Consider the following 16,063-nt stretch of genomic DNA (forward strand, 5'->3'; position numbering starts at 1 on the left):
CACTTGTACATCATCATCCATTGTGAAAAGAGAGAGGGCTTTATTGTCAATTAACGTGTTTTTATGATGTTTGCTGTAATTATCTGATTTTGTTTTCTTTGTATGTGATGGACTTGTGACAGAGTGGTTATCGTTAATCAGGCAAAGAGGGAAAAACATATTATTTAAACCATTATAGCGCATAAAATATCCTTATAATTAACAAGAAAGAAAAGGCATATTCTCTGCATTATCATTTTCTACGACTGTCAAAAATCGCTCATTTTTTAATGAGTTTATTTGTTTAATATTATGGGAAAAGGTGATGCATTTGGGAGAGGAAGAGTATTCCCCGGTCAGACGACCGGGGAAGGGGAGAGATTAATGCGCGCGGCCTTGCTCAACGCCAAAGCCGGTCTGGGAGCGGATAAACTGCGCACGGAACAGTTCACGCTCGCGCGCACCTTCCGCTGAGTTATCGGTTGCCGAGAAGAACCAGATGCCGAGGAATGCCACGCTGATAGAGAACAGCGCCGGGTATTCATACGGGAAGATGGCTTTTTCGTGACCGAGGATCTGTACCCAAATCGTCGGGCCGAGGATCATCAGTACCACTGCGGTAATTAGCCCCAGCCAGCCGCCCATCATTGCGCCACGCGTAGTCAGTTTCGACCAGTACATAGAAAGCAGAATGATCGGGAAGTTACAGCTCGCCGCGATGGCAAACGCCAGCCCCACCATAAAGGCGATGTTCTGATTCTCAAACAGCACGCCGAGGATAATCGCAATCACACCCAAAATCAGGACGGTGATTTTCGATACCCGCAGCTCTTCACGTTCGGTCGCGCCTTTTTTGAAGACGTTAGCGTACAGGTCATGCGAAACCGCTGATGCGCCCGCCAGCGTCAGACCCGCAACCACCGCGAGGATAGTGGCGAAAGCAACCGCTGAAATAAAACCGAGGAACAGGTTGCCGCCCACTGCATTCGCCAGGTGAACGGCCGCCATGTTGTTACCACCAATCAGATGGCCCGCCGCGTCTTTATATTCCGGATTTGCACCGACCAGCATGATCGCGCCGAAGCCGATAATAAAGGTCAGGATATAGAAGTAGCCCATAAATCCGGTAGCGTAGAACACGCTCTTACGCGCTTCGCGGGCATCGCTGACCGTAAAGAAGCGCATCAGAATGTGCGGCAAGCCAGCCGTACCAAACATCAATCCAAGCCCCAGCGACAGCGCGGAGATCGGATCTTTCACCAGCCCTCCCGGCTTCATGATGTCGACACCTTTCGGGTGTACCGCCATCGCTTCGCTGAACAGATTGTTGAAGCTAAAGCCGACGTGTTTCATCACCATAAAGGCCATAAAGCTGGCACCGAACAGCAACAGCACAGCTTTGATAATTTGTACCCAAGTGGTCGCCAGCATGCCGCCGAACAGGACGTACATCATCATCAGCACGCCGACCAGCACCACTGCAATGTGATAGTTAAGGCCAAACAGCAGCTCGATCAGTTTACCTGCGCCCACCATCTGGGCGATAAGGTAAAGCGCCACCACCACCAGAGAACCACAGGCCGAAAGAATACGAATCGGCCCTTGTTTCAGACGATAAGAGGCTACATCGGCAAAGGTGTAACGCCCCAGGTTACGCAGACGTTCGGCAATCAGGAACAAAATGATCGGCCAGCCCACCAGGAAGCCCAGCGAGTAAATTAAGCCGTCATAGCCGGAGGTAAACACCAGTGCGGAGATCCCCAAAAATGAGGCGGCGGACATATAGTCACCGGCAATCGCCAGCCCGTTCTGAAAACCGGTGATATTGCCGCCTGCGGTGTAATAGTCATTACGCGAACGTACGCGTTTTGACGCCCAGTAGGTAATGCCGAGCGTAAACACGACGAAAATCAGGAACATAATAATCGCCTGCCAGTTCGTTGGCTGGCGCTCTACGGCCCCGCTAATAGCATCCGCGGCGTTAGCTGCGAAAGGGAGTGTGGCGGCAAGCGCCGTCAGAACTCTTTTCATGATGCTTGTACCTCATGCAGGACTTCATTATTAAGACGGTCGAATTCGCCGTTCGCCCGCCAGATGTAGATACCAGTGAGAACAAAGGAGATCACTATTACCCCAACACCGACTGGAATACCGCGTGTGACGCTGGTGTTCGGATTCAGCGGGGTGCCCAGCCAGCCGGGCGCGAAGGCGATCAGTAAAATAAAGCCGATATAAACTGCCAGCATAATAATCGACAGGATGGTGGCAAACCGTTGCCGTTTTTCGACTAACTCCCTGAAATGCGCATTGTCTTCTATCCGCTGATAAATCGTACCATTCATCACAGATTCTCCAGAGGTAATGTAGGGATTGTTTTAATTCCCGCTCCCTTATGGGAGAAGGTTAACGCTCGGGTAACCCTTGCCGAATGTAGGCCGGATAAGGCGTTATACGCCGCATCCGGCAATTGTAGGTTACGATGGCATCGCGATAGCCTGCTTCTCTTCAAGCAGCTTCTCGACTACGCCAGGATCGGCAAGCGTCGAGGTATCGCCCAGGTTGCTGGTATCGCCCGCCGCAATTTTGCGCAGAATACGGCGCATAATTTTGCCGGAGCGGGTTTTAGGCAGGGAGTCGGTCCAGTGCAGCACGTCTGGCGTCGCCAGCGGGCCAATCTCTTTACGCACCCAGTTGCGGACTTCTGCGTACAGTTCTGGTGACGGTTCCTCCCCGTGATTAAGCGTGACGTAGGCGTAGATCGCCTGACCTTTAATATTGTGCGGAATACCGACGACAGCGGCTTCAGCGATTTTCGGATGCGCCACCAGCGCCGACTCAATCTCCGCCGTTCCCAGACGATGACCGGAGACGTTCAGCACGTCGTCCACGCGCCCGGTGATCCAGTAATAGCCATCTTCATCGCGACGCGCGCCGTCGCCGCTGAAATACATATTTTTGAAGGTGGAGAAGTAGGTCTGCTCAAAACGTTCGTGATCGCCAAACAGCGTACGCGCCTGACCCGGCCAGGAGTCGGTGATCACCAGACTGCCTTCGGTGGCCCCTTCCAGCGGGTTACCTTCGTTATCGACCAGCGCCGGTTGCACGCCGAAGAACGGACGTGTTGCCGAACCGGCTTTCAGCTCGGTAGCGCCAGGCAGCGGGGTGATCATGAAACCGCCGGTTTCGGTCTGCCACCAGGTATCGACCACCGGACATTTCTCGTTGCCGATTTTTTTCCAGTACCACTCCCACGCTTCCGGGTTAATTGGCTCGCCCACGGAACCGAGAATGCGCAGCGACGAACGGTCGGTGCCTTCGATCGCTTTATCGCCTTCCGCCATCAGCGCGCGAATCGCCGTGGGCGCGGTATAGAGAATATTGACCTGATGCTTGTCCACCACCTGTGCCATACGGGCAGGCGTCGGCCAGTTCGGTACGCCTTCAAACATCAGCGTGGTCGCGCCGCAGGCCAGCGGGCCGTACAGCAAATAACTGTGTCCGGTCACCCAGCCCACATCGGCGGTGCACCAGTAGATATCGCCCGGATGATAATCAAAGACATATTTAAAGGTCAGCGCCGCGTACACCAGATAACCGCCGGTAGTGTGCAGTACGCCTTTTGGTTTTCCGGTAGAACCGGAGGTATAGAGAATAAACAGCGGATCTTCGGCGTTCATCTCTTCCGCCTGGTGCTGATCGCTGGCTTGCTCAACCAGGTCGTGCCACCACAGGTCGCGCCCTTCCTGCCAGTCAATTTTCCCGCCAGTACGCTTCAGTACCACCACATGCTCTACGCTGGTGACGTTCGGGTTTTTTAGTGCGTCATCAACGTTTTTCTTCAGCGGAATACTACGCCCGGCGCGCACGCCTTCGTCGGAAGTGATCACCAACCGTGAGTTAGAATCGATAATGCGCCCGGCAACGGCTTCCGGCGAGAAGCCACCGAAAATTACCGAATGCACCGCGCCAATACGGGCGCAGGCCAGCATCGCAACCGCGGCTTCCGGCACCATCGGCATATAAATCGCCACCACGTCACCTTTTTTAATGCCCAGCTCGAGCAGAGTATTGGCGAAGCGGCAGACGTCGCGGTGCAGCTCTTTATAGCTGATATGTTTGCTCTGGCTGGCGTCGTCGCCTTCCCAGATGATGGCGGTACGATCGCCATTTTCTTGCAGATGGCGGTCAAGGCAGTTTGCCGCCAGATTCAGCGTGCCGTCCTCGTACCATTTAATGGACACATTACCGGGGGCAAAGGAGGTGTTTTTCACCTTCTGGTACGGTTTGATCCAGTCGAGAATTTTTCCCTGTTCGCCCCAGAAGGTATCAGGTGCGTTAATAGATTGTTGATACATCGCCTCGTACTGCTGAGGGTTTATCAGGCAACGGTCTGCGATGTTGGCAGGAATGGTGTGTTTGTGAATTTGACTCATGCTTTTGTTCTCCTTGTAGGATGTTAATAATATGTGGCATAAGCGTTAAATGTAGGGGTATTGGCAGTTTTGTTTAGTATTTGGGCGACAGATCACGCAAAAGTAGAATTGTGCAAATAAACGGCAGGGTAATTTTTGAAGGTCAGCAACAAAAGTTGATTAATTCTTTGAGGAACATGCAGTTATGCATGCTGTTGAAAAAGAGGAAGATACTGACTAACTCTAAAGTGGTATTTTACATGCACTTACAATTGATTAAAGACAACATTCACAGTGTGGTTATTTGTTACACATAGGGGCGAGCAATGTCATGACAGTGTAGGTGCGGTTACTGTCGTGAAAAACAATAAAAACCGCCATTGCAACAATGGCGCAATTCGGATGAAGCCCCTATGACAAGGATAAAAATAAACGCACGCCGTATCTTCAGCTTATTGATTCCTTTTTTCTTTTTCACTTCTGTTCACGCTGAACAAACGGCTGCTCCCGCAAAACCTGTAACTGTGGAAGCGAAGAATGAAACCTTTGCCCCGCAGCATCCCGATCAATATCTCTCCTGGAAAGCCACCTCGGAACAGTCAGAGCGAGTTGACGCCCTGGCGGAAGATCCACGGCTGGTGATCCTGTGGGCGGGGTATCCCTTCTCGCGCGATTACAACAAGCCGCGTGGACATGCCTTTGCTGTGACCGATGTGCGTGAAACCCTGCGTACCGGTGCGCCGAAAAACGCTGAAGATGGTCCGCTACCGATGGCGTGCTGGAGTTGTAAAAGCCCGGATGTGGCGCGTCTGATCCAGAAAGACGGCGAAGATGGCTACTTCCACGGTAAATGGGCGCGCGGCGGCCCGGAAATCGTCAACAACTTAGGTTGTGCCGACTGCCATAACACCGCCTCACCAGAGTTCGCCAAAGGCAAACCGGAGTTAACCCTTTCCCGTCCGTATGCGGCTCGCGCGATGGAAGCCATTGGTAAACCTTTTGAGAAAGCCGGACGTTTCGACCAGCAATCGATGGTTTGCGGTCAGTGCCATGTGGAGTATTACTTCGACGGCAAAAACAAAGCGGTTAAATTCCCGTGGGATGACGGCATGAAAGTCGAAAATATGGAGCAGTATTACGACAAAATTGCCTTCTCTGACTGGACTAACTCCCTGTCGAAAACGCCAATGCTGAAAGCGCAGCACCCGGAATATGAAACCTGGACAGCGGGCATTCACGGTAAAAACAACGTGACCTGTATCGACTGCCATATGCCAAAAGTGCAGAACGCCGAAGGCAAACTCTACACCGACCATAAAATTGGTAATCCGTTTGATAACTTCGCCCAGACTTGTGCGAACTGCCATACCCAGGACAAAGCTGCCTTGCAAAAAGTGGTCGCGGAACGTAAGCAGTCGATTAACGACCTGAAAATCAAGGTTGAAGATCAACTGGTTCACGCTCACTTCGAAGCGAAAGCGGCGCTGGACGCAGGTGCGACGGAAGCCGAAATGAAGCCGATTCAGGACGATATCCGTCATGCCCAGTGGCGTTGGGATCTGGCGATTGCTTCCCACGGCATTCATATGCACGCACCGGAAGAAGGTCTGAGGATGCTCGGTACTGCGATGGATAAAGCGGCGGATGCACGCACCAAACTGGCGCGCCTGCTGGCGACCAAAGGCATCACCCATGAAATCCAGATCCCGGATATCTCAACCAAAGAGAAAGCCCAGCAGGCCATTGGCCTGAACATGGAACAAATCAAGGCCGAGAAGCAGGACTTCATCAAAACGGTGATCCCGCAGTGGGAAGAGCAGGCACGTAAAAACGGTCTGTTAAGCCAATAACCCCGTTCCGCCTCGCAAGGGGCGGAAAACACAATGGAGTGAATATGAGCGTATTACGTTCGTTATTAACTGCCGGGGTGCTGGCGTCGGGCCTGTTGTGGAGCCTGAACGGAATTACCGCTACCCCTGCGGCGCAGGCATCTGGTGATCGCTACGAAGTTACCCAGCAGCGTAACCCGGATGCCGCCTGTCTGGACTGTCATAAGCCAGATACCGAAGGTATGCATGGCAAACATGCTTCCGTTATCAACCCGAATAACAAACTGCCGGTCACCTGCACCAACTGTCACGGCCAGCCATCACCGCAACACCGCGAAGGGGTGAAAGATGTGATGCGCTTTAACGAGCCGATGTACAAGGTTGGAGAGCAGAACAGCGTCTGTATGTCCTGCCATCTGCCGGAACAGTTGCAAAAAGCGTTCTGGCCGCACGATGTCCACGTAACCAAAGTGGCGTGCGCCAGCTGCCATTCCCTGCATCCACAGCAAGATACGATGCAGACGTTAAGTGACAAAGGACGGATTAAGATTTGCGTCGATTGCCACAGCGATCAGCGCACCAATCCGAACTTTAACCCGGCGTCTGTTCCGTTGCTTAAGGAGCAGCCATGACCTGGTCTCGTCGCCAGTTTCTCACCGGCGTCGGCGTGCTGGCAGCCGTCAGCGGCACCGCAGGACGCGTGGTGGCGAAAACGTTGAATATCAATGGGGTACGTTACGGCATGGTGCATGACGAGTCGTTATGCATCGGCTGTACCGCCTGTATGGATGCTTGTCGGGAAGTGAACAAGGTGCCGGAAGGCGTCTCGCGCCTGACGATTATTCGTAGCGAGCCGCAGGGCGAATTTCCTGATGTGAAATATCGCTTCTTCCGTAAGTCTTGCCAGCACTGCGATCATGCGCCGTGCGTTGACGTCTGCCCGACCGGTGCGTCTTTTCGTGATGCCGCTAGCGGGATTGTCGATGTTAATCCTGATCTCTGCGTCGGTTGTCAGTACTGCATCGCCGCCTGTCCGTACCGCGTGCGCTTTATCCATCCGGTCACGAAGACGGCGGACAAATGCGATTTCTGCCGTAAGACCAATTTGCAGGCCGGTAAGCTGCCCGCGTGCGTTGAGGCTTGCCCGACGAAGGCGCTGACGTTTGGCAATCTGGACGATCCTAACAGTGAGATTTCGCAACTGCTGCGCCAGAAGCCTACTTACCGCTACAAGCTGGCGCTGGGAACCAAACCGAAGCTGTACCGCGTACCGTTTAAATACGGGGAGGTGAGCCAATGACGCAGACTTCCGCATTTCATTTTGAATCGCTGGTGTGGGACTGGCCGATTGCCATCTACCTGTTTTTGATTGGTATTTCTGCTGGTTTGGTGACGCTGGCTGTGCTGTTACGTCGCTTCTACCCGCAGGCGGGCGGTGCAGACAGCACGTTGCTGCGCACCACGCTGATTGTCGGACCTGGCGCGGTGATCCTCGGTCTGTTGATCCTCGTCTTCCACCTGACAAGACCGTGGACCTTCTGGAAGCTGATGTTCCACTACAGTTTTACCTCGGTGATGTCGATGGGGGTGATGCTGTTTCAGCTTTACATGGTGGTGCTGGTGCTGTGGCTGGCGAAAATCTTTGAACATGATTTGCTTGCCCTGCAACAACGCTGGTTGCCGAAGCTGGGGATCATGCAAAAGGTTCTGAGCCTGCTGACGCCCGTTCATCGCGGACTGGAAACATTGATGCTGGTGCTGGCGGTGTTGTTGGGGGCTTATACCGGTTTTCTGCTGTCGGCGCTGAAATCGTATCCGTTCCTTAATAACCCGATCCTGCCGGTGCTGTTCCTCTTCTCCGGCATCTCGTCCGGTGCGGCGGTGGCACTGATCGCCATGGCGATACGCCAACGCAGTAACCCGCATTCCACGGAAGCGCAGTTTGTACACCGTATGGAAATCCCCGTGGTATGGGGTGAAATCTTCCTGCTGGTGGCGTTTTTTGTCGGTCTGGCGCTGGGCGATGACGGTAAAGTGCGTGCGCTGGTGGCGGCATTGGGCGGCGGTTTCTGGACGTGGTGGTTCTGGCTTGGTGTCGCCGGGCTGGGGCTGATTGTGCCAATGTTGCTCAAACCGTGGGTCAATCGCAGTTCCGGCATTCCTGCCGTGCTGGCGGCGTGTGGAGCCAGCCTGGTCGGCGTGTTGATGTTGCGCTTTTTCATTCTCTACGCCGGGCAGTTAACGGTGGCGTAAGCCAGAACAGAGGTGGTTTCTGGACGTATTCCTTCCTGAAGTCGGTTTTCTGGCGCTGTTGTTAAGTCTCGGGGTCAACGTGTTGACCCCGTTGACGGCCTTTGCGGGAGTGCGGTTGCGCTGGCCTGCCATGATGCGACTCACTTGCATCGGCATTCTGGCACAGTTCGCGCTCCTGCTGCTCGCCTTTGGCGTACTGACGTATTGTTTTCTCATCAGCGATTTCTCGGTCATTTATGTCGCGCAACATAGCTACAGCCTGCTGTCGTGGGAACTCAAACTGGCGGCGGTATGGGGTGGTCATGAAGGTTCGCTGCTGCTTTGGGTTCTGCTGCTTTCCGCCTGGAGCACGCTGTTTGCCTGGCATTATCGGCAGCAAACCGATCCGCTATTTCCGCTGACGTTAGCCGTTTTATCTCTCATGCTCGCCGCACTGCTACTGTTTGTGGTGCTGTGGTCCGATCCCTTCGTGCGGATATTTCCACCAGCAATCGAAGGCCGAGATCTCAATCCGATGCTGCAACATCCCGGTCTTATCTTTCATCCACCGCTGCTTTACCTTGGCTATGGCGGTTTGATGGTAGCGGCGAGCGTGGCGCTGGCGAGTCTACTGCGCGGCGAGTTTGATGGTGCCTGCGCCCGAATTTGCTGGCGTTGGGCACTACCTGGCTGGAGCGCATTAACGGCGGGGATCATCCTCGGTTCCTGGTGGGCCTACTGCGAACTCGGCTGGGGCGGCTGGTGGTTCTGGGATCCGGTGGAAAACGCCTCTTTATTACCCTGGCTTTCTGCCACTGCGCTGCTGCACAGTTTATCCCTGACACGCCAGCGGGGGATTTTCCGCCACTGGTCGCTGTTGCTGGCGATAGTTACTCTGATGCTGTCGCTGCTGGGCACCTTAATTGTCCGTTCTGGCATTCTGGTTTCGGTTCATGCGTTCGCTCTGGATAACGTTCGCGCCGTGCCGTTGTTCAGCCTGTTTGCACTGATTAGCCTTGCGTCTCTGGCTCTGTATGGCTGGCGAGCGCGGGACGGTGGCCCGGCGGTGCGTTTTTCGGGGTTATCGCGGGAAATGTTAATCCTCGCTACGCTGTTGCTGTTTTGCGCAGTGCTACTGATCGTGCTGGTGGGAACGCTTTATCCGATGATTTACGGCCTGCTGGGCTGGGGACGCCTCTCCGTTGGCGCACCGTATTTTAACCGCGCGACGTTACCGTTTGGTCTGTTGATGCTGGTGGTGATTGTGCTGGCGACGTTTGTCTCTGGCAAACGCGCGCAGCTTCCGGCGCTGCTGGCGCATGCGGGCATGCTGTTATTTGCCGCGGGGATCGTGGTCTCCAGCGTCAGCCGTCAGGAGATCAGCCTGAATTTACAGCCGGGTCAGCAGGTGACGCTGGCAGGATACACCTTCCGTTTTGAGCGCCTCGATCTGCAAGCCAAAGGCAATTACACCAGCGAAAAAGCGATAGTGGCGCTGTTTGACCATCAGCAACGCATTGGTGAATTAACGCCGGAGCGGCGTTTTTACGAAGCTCGTCGTCAGCAAATGATGGAACCGTCAATTCGCTGGAACGGCATCCATGACTGGTATGCGGTCATGGGGGAGAAAACTGGAGCGGATCGTTACGCTTTTCGTTTGTATGTACAAAGCGGTGTGCGCTGGATCTGGGGGGGAGGATTGTTGATGATTGCAGGCGCATTATTAAGCGGATGGCGGGGGAGGAAGCGCGATGAGTAAAGGACTTCTCACGCTACTGCTGTTATTTACCTGTTTTGCGCGCGCTCAGGTTGTAGACACCTGGCAATTCGCTAATCCGCAACAACAGGAACAGGCGTTAAATATTGCCAGCCAGTTACGTTGTCCGCAGTGCCAGAATCAAAACTTACTGGAATCCAACGCGCCGGTGGCAGTCAGTATGCGCCATCAGGTTTACAGCATGGTGGCGGAGGGGAAAAGTGAAGTCGAAATCATTGGCTGGATGACCGAACGCTACGGAGATTTTGTTCGCTATAACCCACCGTTAACGGGTCAGACGCTGGTGTTGTGGGCGCTGCCAGTGGTGTTGTTACTGCTGATGGCACTGATCCTCTGGCGAGTGAGGGCGAAGCGATGAAACAGCCAAAAATACCGGTGAAAATGCTGACAACACTCACGATATTGATGGTATTTCTCTGTGTCGGCAGTTATCTGTTAAGCCCAAAATGGCAGGCGGTACGTGCGGAGTATCAGCGTCAGCGCGATCCGCTACATCAGTTTGCCAGCCAGCAAACCCCGGAAGCGCAGCTTCAGGCATTGCAGGATAAAATCCGTGCTAATCCACAAAACAGCGAACAATGGGCGTTACTGGGCGAGTACTATCTGTGGCAAAACGATTACAGCAATTCGCTGCTGGCGTACCGTCAGGCGTTGCAACTACGTGGTGAGAACGCTGAACTGTATGCGGCGCTGGCGACGGTGCTTTATTACCAGGCCAGCCAGCATATGACCGCCCAGACTCGCGCAATGATCGACAAAGCCCTCGCGCTGGACTCTAACGAAATCACCGCTCTGATGCTGCTGGCTTCCGATGCGTTTATGCAGGCGAATTACGCGCAAGCCATCGAACTATGGCAAAAAGTGATGGATCTCAACTCACCCCGGATCAACCGGACACAGCTGGTCGAGTCGATTAATATGGCGAAACTGTTGCAGCGGAGATCGGATTAATCATCTGGTGATGAAGATTATGTTATTGAGCTGCATAAAAAATAATCGAATGAACATATGCCAAAAATAATCACCAATCAGTATTATTGCAGATTAAACAAATAAAAATCTTTCCATAACAAATGGTTATTCATTAATCCTGCCATAAACTCGCGTTATTATGCATTAATGCAGCGAAAAGCTCTGTTGTTAAAGGGTTGCGCAACATACCGCGCAAATGATACTGATCATAAGCGTTAAAAAAATCCACAAACCAACGCAACACAATTCATGCCCTGGCAGTATGTCACGTTCTCGCGTTTCTGAACGGGGAACGGCGCTCCATTGAGGAAGTTATTCTGATGAAAAATATAAAATTCAGCCTGGCCTGGCAGATTCTGTTTGCTATGGTGCTGGGCATTCTCCTGGGAAGCTACCTGCACTACCATAGCGACAGCCGCGACTGGCTGGTCGTCAATTTGCTCTCTCCGGCGGGTGATATCTTCATCCATCTGATCAAAATGATTGTTGTGCCGATTGTGATCTCCACGCTGGTGGTGGGTATCGCGGGTGTTGGTGATGCCAAACAGCTCGGGCGTATTGGCGCGAAAACCATTATCTACTTCGAGGTGATCACCACCGTCGCCATCATTTTGGGGATCACTCTGGCGAACGTCTTCCAGCCCGGTGCCGGGGTGGATATGTCGCAGTTGGCGACCGTCGATATCTCGAAATATCAGAGCACTACGGAAGCGGTACAAAGCAGTTCCCACGGCATTATGGGCACGATTTTGTCGCTGGTGCCGACGAACATTGTGGCGTCGATGGCGAAAGGCGAAATGCTGCCGATCATCTTCTTCTCGGTGCTGTTTGGTCTGGGGCTTTCCTCCCTGCCCGCGACGCATCGTGAACCGCTGGTGACCGTGTTCCGCTCCATCTCTGAAACCATGTTTAAAGTGACTCACATGGTGATGCGTTATGCGCCGGTGGGTGTGTTTGCGCTGATTGCGGTGACGGTGGCTAACTTTGGTTTCTCTTCTCTGTGGCCACTGGCGAAACTGGTGCTGCTGGTGCATTTCGCCATTCTGTTCTTCGCGCTGGTAGTGCTGGGAATTGTGGCGCGCCTGTGCGGGTTAAGCGTCTGGATCCTGATTCGTATTCTGAAAGATGAGCTGATTCTGGCGTACTCCACTGCCAGCTCTGAAAGCGTACTGCCGCGAATTATTGAGAAGATGGAAGCCTACGGAGCACCGGCGTCGATCACCAGTTTCGTGGTGCCGACCGGTTACTCTTTTAACCTTGATGGTTCGACGCTGTACCAAAGTATTGCCGCTATTTTCATCGCTCAGCTGTATGGCATTGACCTGTCCATCTGGCAGGAAATCATTCTGGTGCTGACGCTGATGGTGACCTCGAAAGGGATTGCTGGCGTGCCTGGCGTGTCGTTTGTGGTGTTGCTGGCAACGCTGGGTAGCGTAGGTATTCCGCTGGAAGGTCTGGCGTTTATTGCTGGTGTTGACCGTATCCTCGACATGGCGCGTACTGCGCTGAACGTGGTGGGTAATGCGCTGGCGGTGCTGGTGATTGCCAAGTGGGAACACAAATTTGACCGCAAAAAGGCGCTGGCTTATGAGCGTGAAGTGCTGGGCAAATTTGATAAAACTGCGGATCAATAATTGAAGATTGCCGGGGTTATCCCCCGGCAATGTGTGGATGCCTGATGCGACGCTGGTGCGTCTTATCAGGCCTACGTCAGACAGCGCAATAGCCTGATTTAGCGTGATTTTGTAGGTCGGATAAGGCGTTTACGCCGCATCCGACATCAACGCCTGATGCGACGCTTAACGCGTCTTATCGGGCCTATCTTAACCGTTGGTTAATTTTTCAAACTCTTCACACCCGGTATCAAACCCTTCCATACAGCTCAGGTTCAACCAGTGCAGCGCCTTTTGCTTGTTCTTCTCGATAAAACCTTCTTCACCGTTTAAGAACATCATTCCCGCCCAGTACTCGGAATAACCGGTTCGGGAAATTGCAGAGCTGCGTTTGAAATACCAGGTTGCCTTGTCATCGTCGGCCTTAATGCCCACGCCGTTGGCGTAAATCAAACCAAGCAGCATTTGGGCATCGACGGCAGAGTCGTTCTCCAGATCTTCCGAGGCGTTTTCTAACAGCGAAATCGCCTTTGGATAATCCGGTTTGCCCGCTTGAGTATTTACCAGAATATGCGCCAGCGTTACTTCACCTTCTTTACTTCCCGCTTGCGCCGCTTTCTCTGCAAGAACTTTTGCTTGTGGATAGTCCAGACTGACCGGATTGGTGATTTTGATCTGCGCCAACAGCGCGCAGGCATCAGCATCACCGCTGTCGGCGGCTTTCTGTGCCCAATATTCGGCTTTGCTCAAATCGCCGGAGCTAAACCAGCTGTCGGCAAGAAAATATTGTGCGCGTCGGTCCCCGGCCTCTGCTGCCTTTAAATACTGGCTGCCAGGCTCGGAGTCGTTGGCGTGGGCAAAGAATGTCAAAAACAACATCAATGCGATAATTTTTTTCATTTTGATAATACGATTGGGTAGGGAGTAACCAGTATAAAGAGTTCGAATGGATAAAAAAACAGCCTCCGAAAGGAGGCTGTAGAAAGGACTGTATTACGCCAGTGCCGCTTCGCGCAGGCGAGTTTTCAACTTGTTGTACTCGTCAATCACGTACTGCTCGGCGGCGCGCTGATCGGCGATCGGCTCGACGCGCACGGCGCAGTATTTGTATTCCGGCGTTTTCGTAATCGGGCTTAAGTTTTCGGTAACCAGCTCGTTACAGGCACCAATCCACCACTGGTAGGTCATATAAATCGCCCCTTTGTTCGGACGATCGCTGACCTGCGCACGGGTGATAATTTTGCCTTTACGCGAGTGCACCCAAACCAATGCCTCATCTTCAATACCCAGACGTTTGGCGTCTTCGGTATTGATTTGTGCGTAGCCAGGTTCATCCGCCAGCGCCGCCAGTGCCGCACAGTTACCGGTCATCGAACGGCAAGAGTAGTGACCAACTTCACGCACCGTTGACAGTACCATCGGGTACTCGTCGGTGAGTTTGTCGATTGGCGCTACCCAGTCGCAGGTGAAGAACTGCGCCAGACCGTTCGGGGTATCAAACTTCTCTTTAAACAGATAAGAAGTCCCCTGATCGGCATCTGAAGTATCGCGGCAAGGCCACTGAATGAAGCCCAGTTCGCCCATTTTCTCGTAAGTCGCACCGTAGAAATCCGGGCACAGATGACGCAACTCATCCCAGATCTCCTGGGTGTTGTTGTAGTGCATCGGATAACCCATACGGGTGGCGATTTCACTGATGATTTGCCAGTCCGTTTTCAGATCCCATTTCGGTTCAACTGCTTTGAAGAAACGCTGGAAGCCACGGTCAGCCGCAGTAAACACGCCTTCATGCTCGCCCCACGACGTTGACGGTAAAATAACATCCGCCGCCGACGCGGTTTTGGTCATAAAGATGTCCTGAACGATGACCAGTTCCAGATCTTCAAAGGCTTTACGTACTGCCGACAGCTCCGCGTCAGTTTGTAGCGGATCTTCGCCCATAATGTACGCGGCACGCACTTCGCCATGCGCTGCGCGGTGCGGCAGCTCGCTGATGCGATAACCGGTATGAGCAGGCAGGCTTTCCACGCCCCAGGCTTTGGCGAATTTCTCGCGGTTAGCCGGATCTTTCACATACTGGTATCCCGGATACGTATCCGGCAGCGCGCCCATATCGCAGGCACCCTGAACGTTGTTCTGACCACGAACCGGGTTAACACCCGCATGTGGCTTACCGAGGTTACCGGTCAGCATCGCGAGGCTGGTCAGAGAACGCACGGTTTCCACGCCCTGGTAGAACTGGGTTACACCCATGCCCCACAGGATGGCGGCGCTTTTCGCCTGGGCATACATCCGTGCCGCCTGACGAATCTCACTGGCGCTGACGCCGGTGATATCTTCAACCGACTCCGGCGTGTAGCCTTCAACGATTTTACGATACTCTTCAAAGCCTTCTGTACGTGAAGCGACGAACGCTTTGTCGTACAGATTTTCTTCAATAATGACATGGCCCATCGCATTCAACAGCGCGATGTTCGAGCCGTTTTTCAGTGCAATGTGCATGTCAGCAATGCGCGCGGTTTCAATTTTGCGCGGATCGCAGACGATAATTTTCGCCCCGTTACGTTTAGCGTTAATTACGTGATTCGCTACGATTGGGTGGGAATCCGCCGGGTTGTACCCGAAAACGAACACTAAATCGGTATTATCAATTTCGTTAATAGCATTGCTCATTGCGCCATTACCGACCGATTGGTGCAGACCTGCAACCGATGGGCCGTGTCAGACACGAGCGCAGCAGTCAACGTTATTGGTACCAATAACGGCGCGCGCAAATTTTTGCATTACATAGTTGGTTTCGTTACCCGTACCACGCGAGGAGCCGGTCGTCTGGATGGCATCCGGACCGTACTTCTCTTTGATGGCGCTCAGGCGCTCGGCAACGTAATTCAGTGCCTCATCCCAGGAAACAGGTTCGAGTTTGCCGCCACGCTGGCGACGGATCATGGGGGTTTTCAGGCGCGGGGTCAGGATCTGGGTATCGTTAATGAAATCCCAGCCATAATAACCCTTCAGACACAGGGTACCCTGGTTGGTTTTCCCCTGCGCTGCCTCCGCCCGGACGATTTTGCCGTTATCGACGACCAGGTTGATTTTGCAACCTGATGCGCAATAGGGGCAAACCGTGACGACTTTTTTCATCGGTCTCGCTCCAGTTAATCAAATCACGCATACGCGCTCTCGACTACAGTATGCATCTTTTATGCCACATTTTATTTGGGGTCATTCCCTGATATTACGGGCACTATT

13 protein-coding genes and 1 pseudogene are annotated in these 16,063 nt (G+C 53.3%); 8 read left to right on the forward strand and 6 right to left on the reverse strand.

Annotation, left to right across the window (positions count from 1 at the left end; all coding sequences use genetic code 11):
- The 4 genes and pseudogenes from OQV04_RS10765 to acs all read right to left on the reverse strand — a co-directional run.
- Nucleotides 1-183 (reverse strand): annotated as a pseudogene (locus OQV04_RS10765) (pentapeptide repeat-containing protein); the annotation flags it as partial.
- 177 nt (nt 184-360) lie between these two features.
- Complete coding sequence (gene actP / locus OQV04_RS10770) at nt 361-2,010, reverse strand: cation/acetate symporter ActP (protein WP_000832550.1); 1,650 nt, start codon at nt 2,008-2,010, stop codon at nt 361-363.
- A complete protein-coding gene (locus OQV04_RS10775) occupies nt 2,007-2,321 on the reverse strand; it encodes a DUF485 domain-containing protein (protein ID WP_001296646.1) in 315 nt (104 codons plus the stop codon). Before OQV04_RS10775 ends, actP begins: the two co-directional genes overlap by 4 nt.
- A gap of 132 nt (nt 2,322-2,453) precedes the next feature.
- Complete coding sequence (acs, locus tag OQV04_RS10780) at nt 2,454-4,412, reverse strand: acetate--CoA ligase (RefSeq protein ID WP_000078209.1); 1,959 nt, start codon at nt 4,410-4,412, stop codon at nt 2,454-2,456.
- A gap of 392 nt (nt 4,413-4,804) precedes the next feature.
- On the opposite strand from acs, the gene nrfA reads away from it, so the two are divergent.
- The 8 genes from nrfA to gltP all read left to right on the forward strand — a co-directional run bounded on the left by nrfA (nt 4,805) and on the right by gltP (nt 12,835).
- Nucleotides 4,805-6,241 carry an ammonia-forming nitrite reductase cytochrome c552 subunit gene (gene nrfA, locus OQV04_RS10785; protein ID WP_000196875.1) on the forward strand — a complete coding sequence of 479 codons (1,437 nt, stop codon included), beginning with the start codon at nt 4,805-4,807 and terminating at the stop codon, nt 6,239-6,241.
- A gap of 44 nt (nt 6,242-6,285) precedes the next feature.
- Nucleotides 6,286-6,852 carry a cytochrome c nitrite reductase pentaheme subunit gene (gene nrfB / locus OQV04_RS10790; RefSeq protein WP_001296647.1) on the forward strand — a complete coding sequence of 189 codons (567 nt, stop codon included), beginning with the start codon at nt 6,286-6,288 and terminating at the stop codon, nt 6,850-6,852.
- Complete coding sequence (gene nrfC / locus OQV04_RS10795; protein WP_000220281.1) at nt 6,849-7,520, forward strand: cytochrome c nitrite reductase Fe-S protein; 672 nt, start codon at nt 6,849-6,851, stop codon at nt 7,518-7,520. The genes nrfB and nrfC overlap by 4 nt, the downstream gene beginning before the upstream one ends.
- Nucleotides 7,517-8,473 carry a cytochrome c nitrite reductase subunit NrfD gene (nrfD, locus tag OQV04_RS10800; protein WP_032281997.1) on the forward strand — a complete coding sequence of 319 codons (957 nt, stop codon included), beginning with the start codon at nt 7,517-7,519 and terminating at the stop codon, nt 8,471-8,473. Before nrfC ends, nrfD begins: the two co-directional genes overlap by 4 nt.
- Before the next feature lie 19 nt (nt 8,474-8,492).
- Nucleotides 8,493-10,211 (forward strand): heme lyase CcmF/NrfE family subunit, encoded by a 1,719-nt coding sequence (locus OQV04_RS10805; RefSeq protein ID WP_071999288.1) that lies wholly within the window; start codon nt 8,493-8,495, stop codon nt 10,209-10,211.
- Nucleotides 10,204-10,587 carry a heme lyase NrfEFG subunit NrfF gene (nrfF, locus tag OQV04_RS10810; RefSeq protein WP_032281999.1) on the forward strand — a complete coding sequence of 128 codons (384 nt, stop codon included), beginning with the start codon at nt 10,204-10,206 and terminating at the stop codon, nt 10,585-10,587. The genes OQV04_RS10805 and nrfF overlap by 8 nt, the downstream gene beginning before the upstream one ends.
- Nucleotides 10,584-11,180: a heme lyase NrfEFG subunit NrfG gene (gene nrfG, locus OQV04_RS10815; RefSeq protein WP_000812895.1), complete on the forward strand. Its 597-nt coding sequence runs from the start codon at nt 10,584-10,586 to the stop codon at nt 11,178-11,180. Before nrfF ends, nrfG begins: the two co-directional genes overlap by 4 nt.
- 341 nt (nt 11,181-11,521) lie before the next feature.
- Nucleotides 11,522-12,835 (forward strand): glutamate/aspartate:proton symporter GltP, encoded by a 1,314-nt coding sequence (gltP, locus tag OQV04_RS10820; protein ID WP_000789589.1) that lies wholly within the window; start codon nt 11,522-11,524, stop codon nt 12,833-12,835.
- A 189-nt stretch (nt 12,836-13,024) separates the two neighbouring features.
- Here gltP and yjcO read toward each other — a convergent pair whose 3' ends face one another.
- Nucleotides 13,025-13,714, reverse strand: a complete 690-nt coding sequence (gene yjcO / locus OQV04_RS10825; protein WP_000719886.1) for a Sel1 family TPR-like repeat protein YjcO — start codon at nt 13,712-13,714, stop codon at nt 13,025-13,027.
- Between the two features lie 93 nt (nt 13,715-13,807).
- Nucleotides 13,808-15,955 carry a formate dehydrogenase subunit alpha gene (gene fdhF / locus OQV04_RS10830; protein ID WP_001300547.1) on the reverse strand — a complete coding sequence of 716 codons (2,148 nt, stop codon included), beginning with the start codon at nt 15,953-15,955 and terminating at the stop codon, nt 13,808-13,810.
- Nucleotides 15,956-16,063 lie beyond the last annotated feature (108 nt).

The organism is Escherichia sp. Lx600-2 (assembly GCF_036662595.1).
Taxonomy (GTDB): domain Bacteria; phylum Pseudomonadota; class Gammaproteobacteria; order Enterobacterales; family Enterobacteriaceae; genus Escherichia; species Escherichia coli.

Coding starts and splice junctions, on each gene's coding strand:
- actP (WP_000832550.1), bottom strand. CDS start 2,010: ATGAAAAGAGTTCTGACGGCGCTTGCCGCCACACTCCCTTTCGCAGCT.
- OQV04_RS10775 (WP_001296646.1), bottom strand. CDS start 2,321: ATGAATGGTACGATTTATCAGCGGATAGAAGACAATGCGCATTTCAGG.
- acs (WP_000078209.1), bottom strand. CDS start 4,412: ATGAGTCAAATTCACAAACACACCATTCCTGCCAACATCGCAGACCGT.
- nrfA (WP_000196875.1), top strand. CDS start 4,805: ATGACAAGGATAAAAATAAACGCACGCCGTATCTTCAGCTTATTGATT.
- nrfB (WP_001296647.1), top strand. CDS start 6,286: ATGAGCGTATTACGTTCGTTATTAACTGCCGGGGTGCTGGCGTCGGGC.
- nrfC (WP_000220281.1), top strand. CDS start 6,849: ATGACCTGGTCTCGTCGCCAGTTTCTCACCGGCGTCGGCGTGCTGGCA.
- nrfD (WP_032281997.1), top strand. CDS start 7,517: ATGACGCAGACTTCCGCATTTCATTTTGAATCGCTGGTGTGGGACTGG.
- nrfF (WP_032281999.1), top strand. CDS start 10,204: ATGAGTAAAGGACTTCTCACGCTACTGCTGTTATTTACCTGTTTTGCG.
- nrfG (WP_000812895.1), top strand. CDS start 10,584: ATGAAACAGCCAAAAATACCGGTGAAAATGCTGACAACACTCACGATA.
- gltP (WP_000789589.1), top strand. CDS start 11,522: ATGAAAAATATAAAATTCAGCCTGGCCTGGCAGATTCTGTTTGCTATG.
- yjcO (WP_000719886.1), bottom strand. CDS start 13,714: ATGAAAAAAATTATCGCATTGATGTTGTTTTTGACATTCTTTGCCCAC.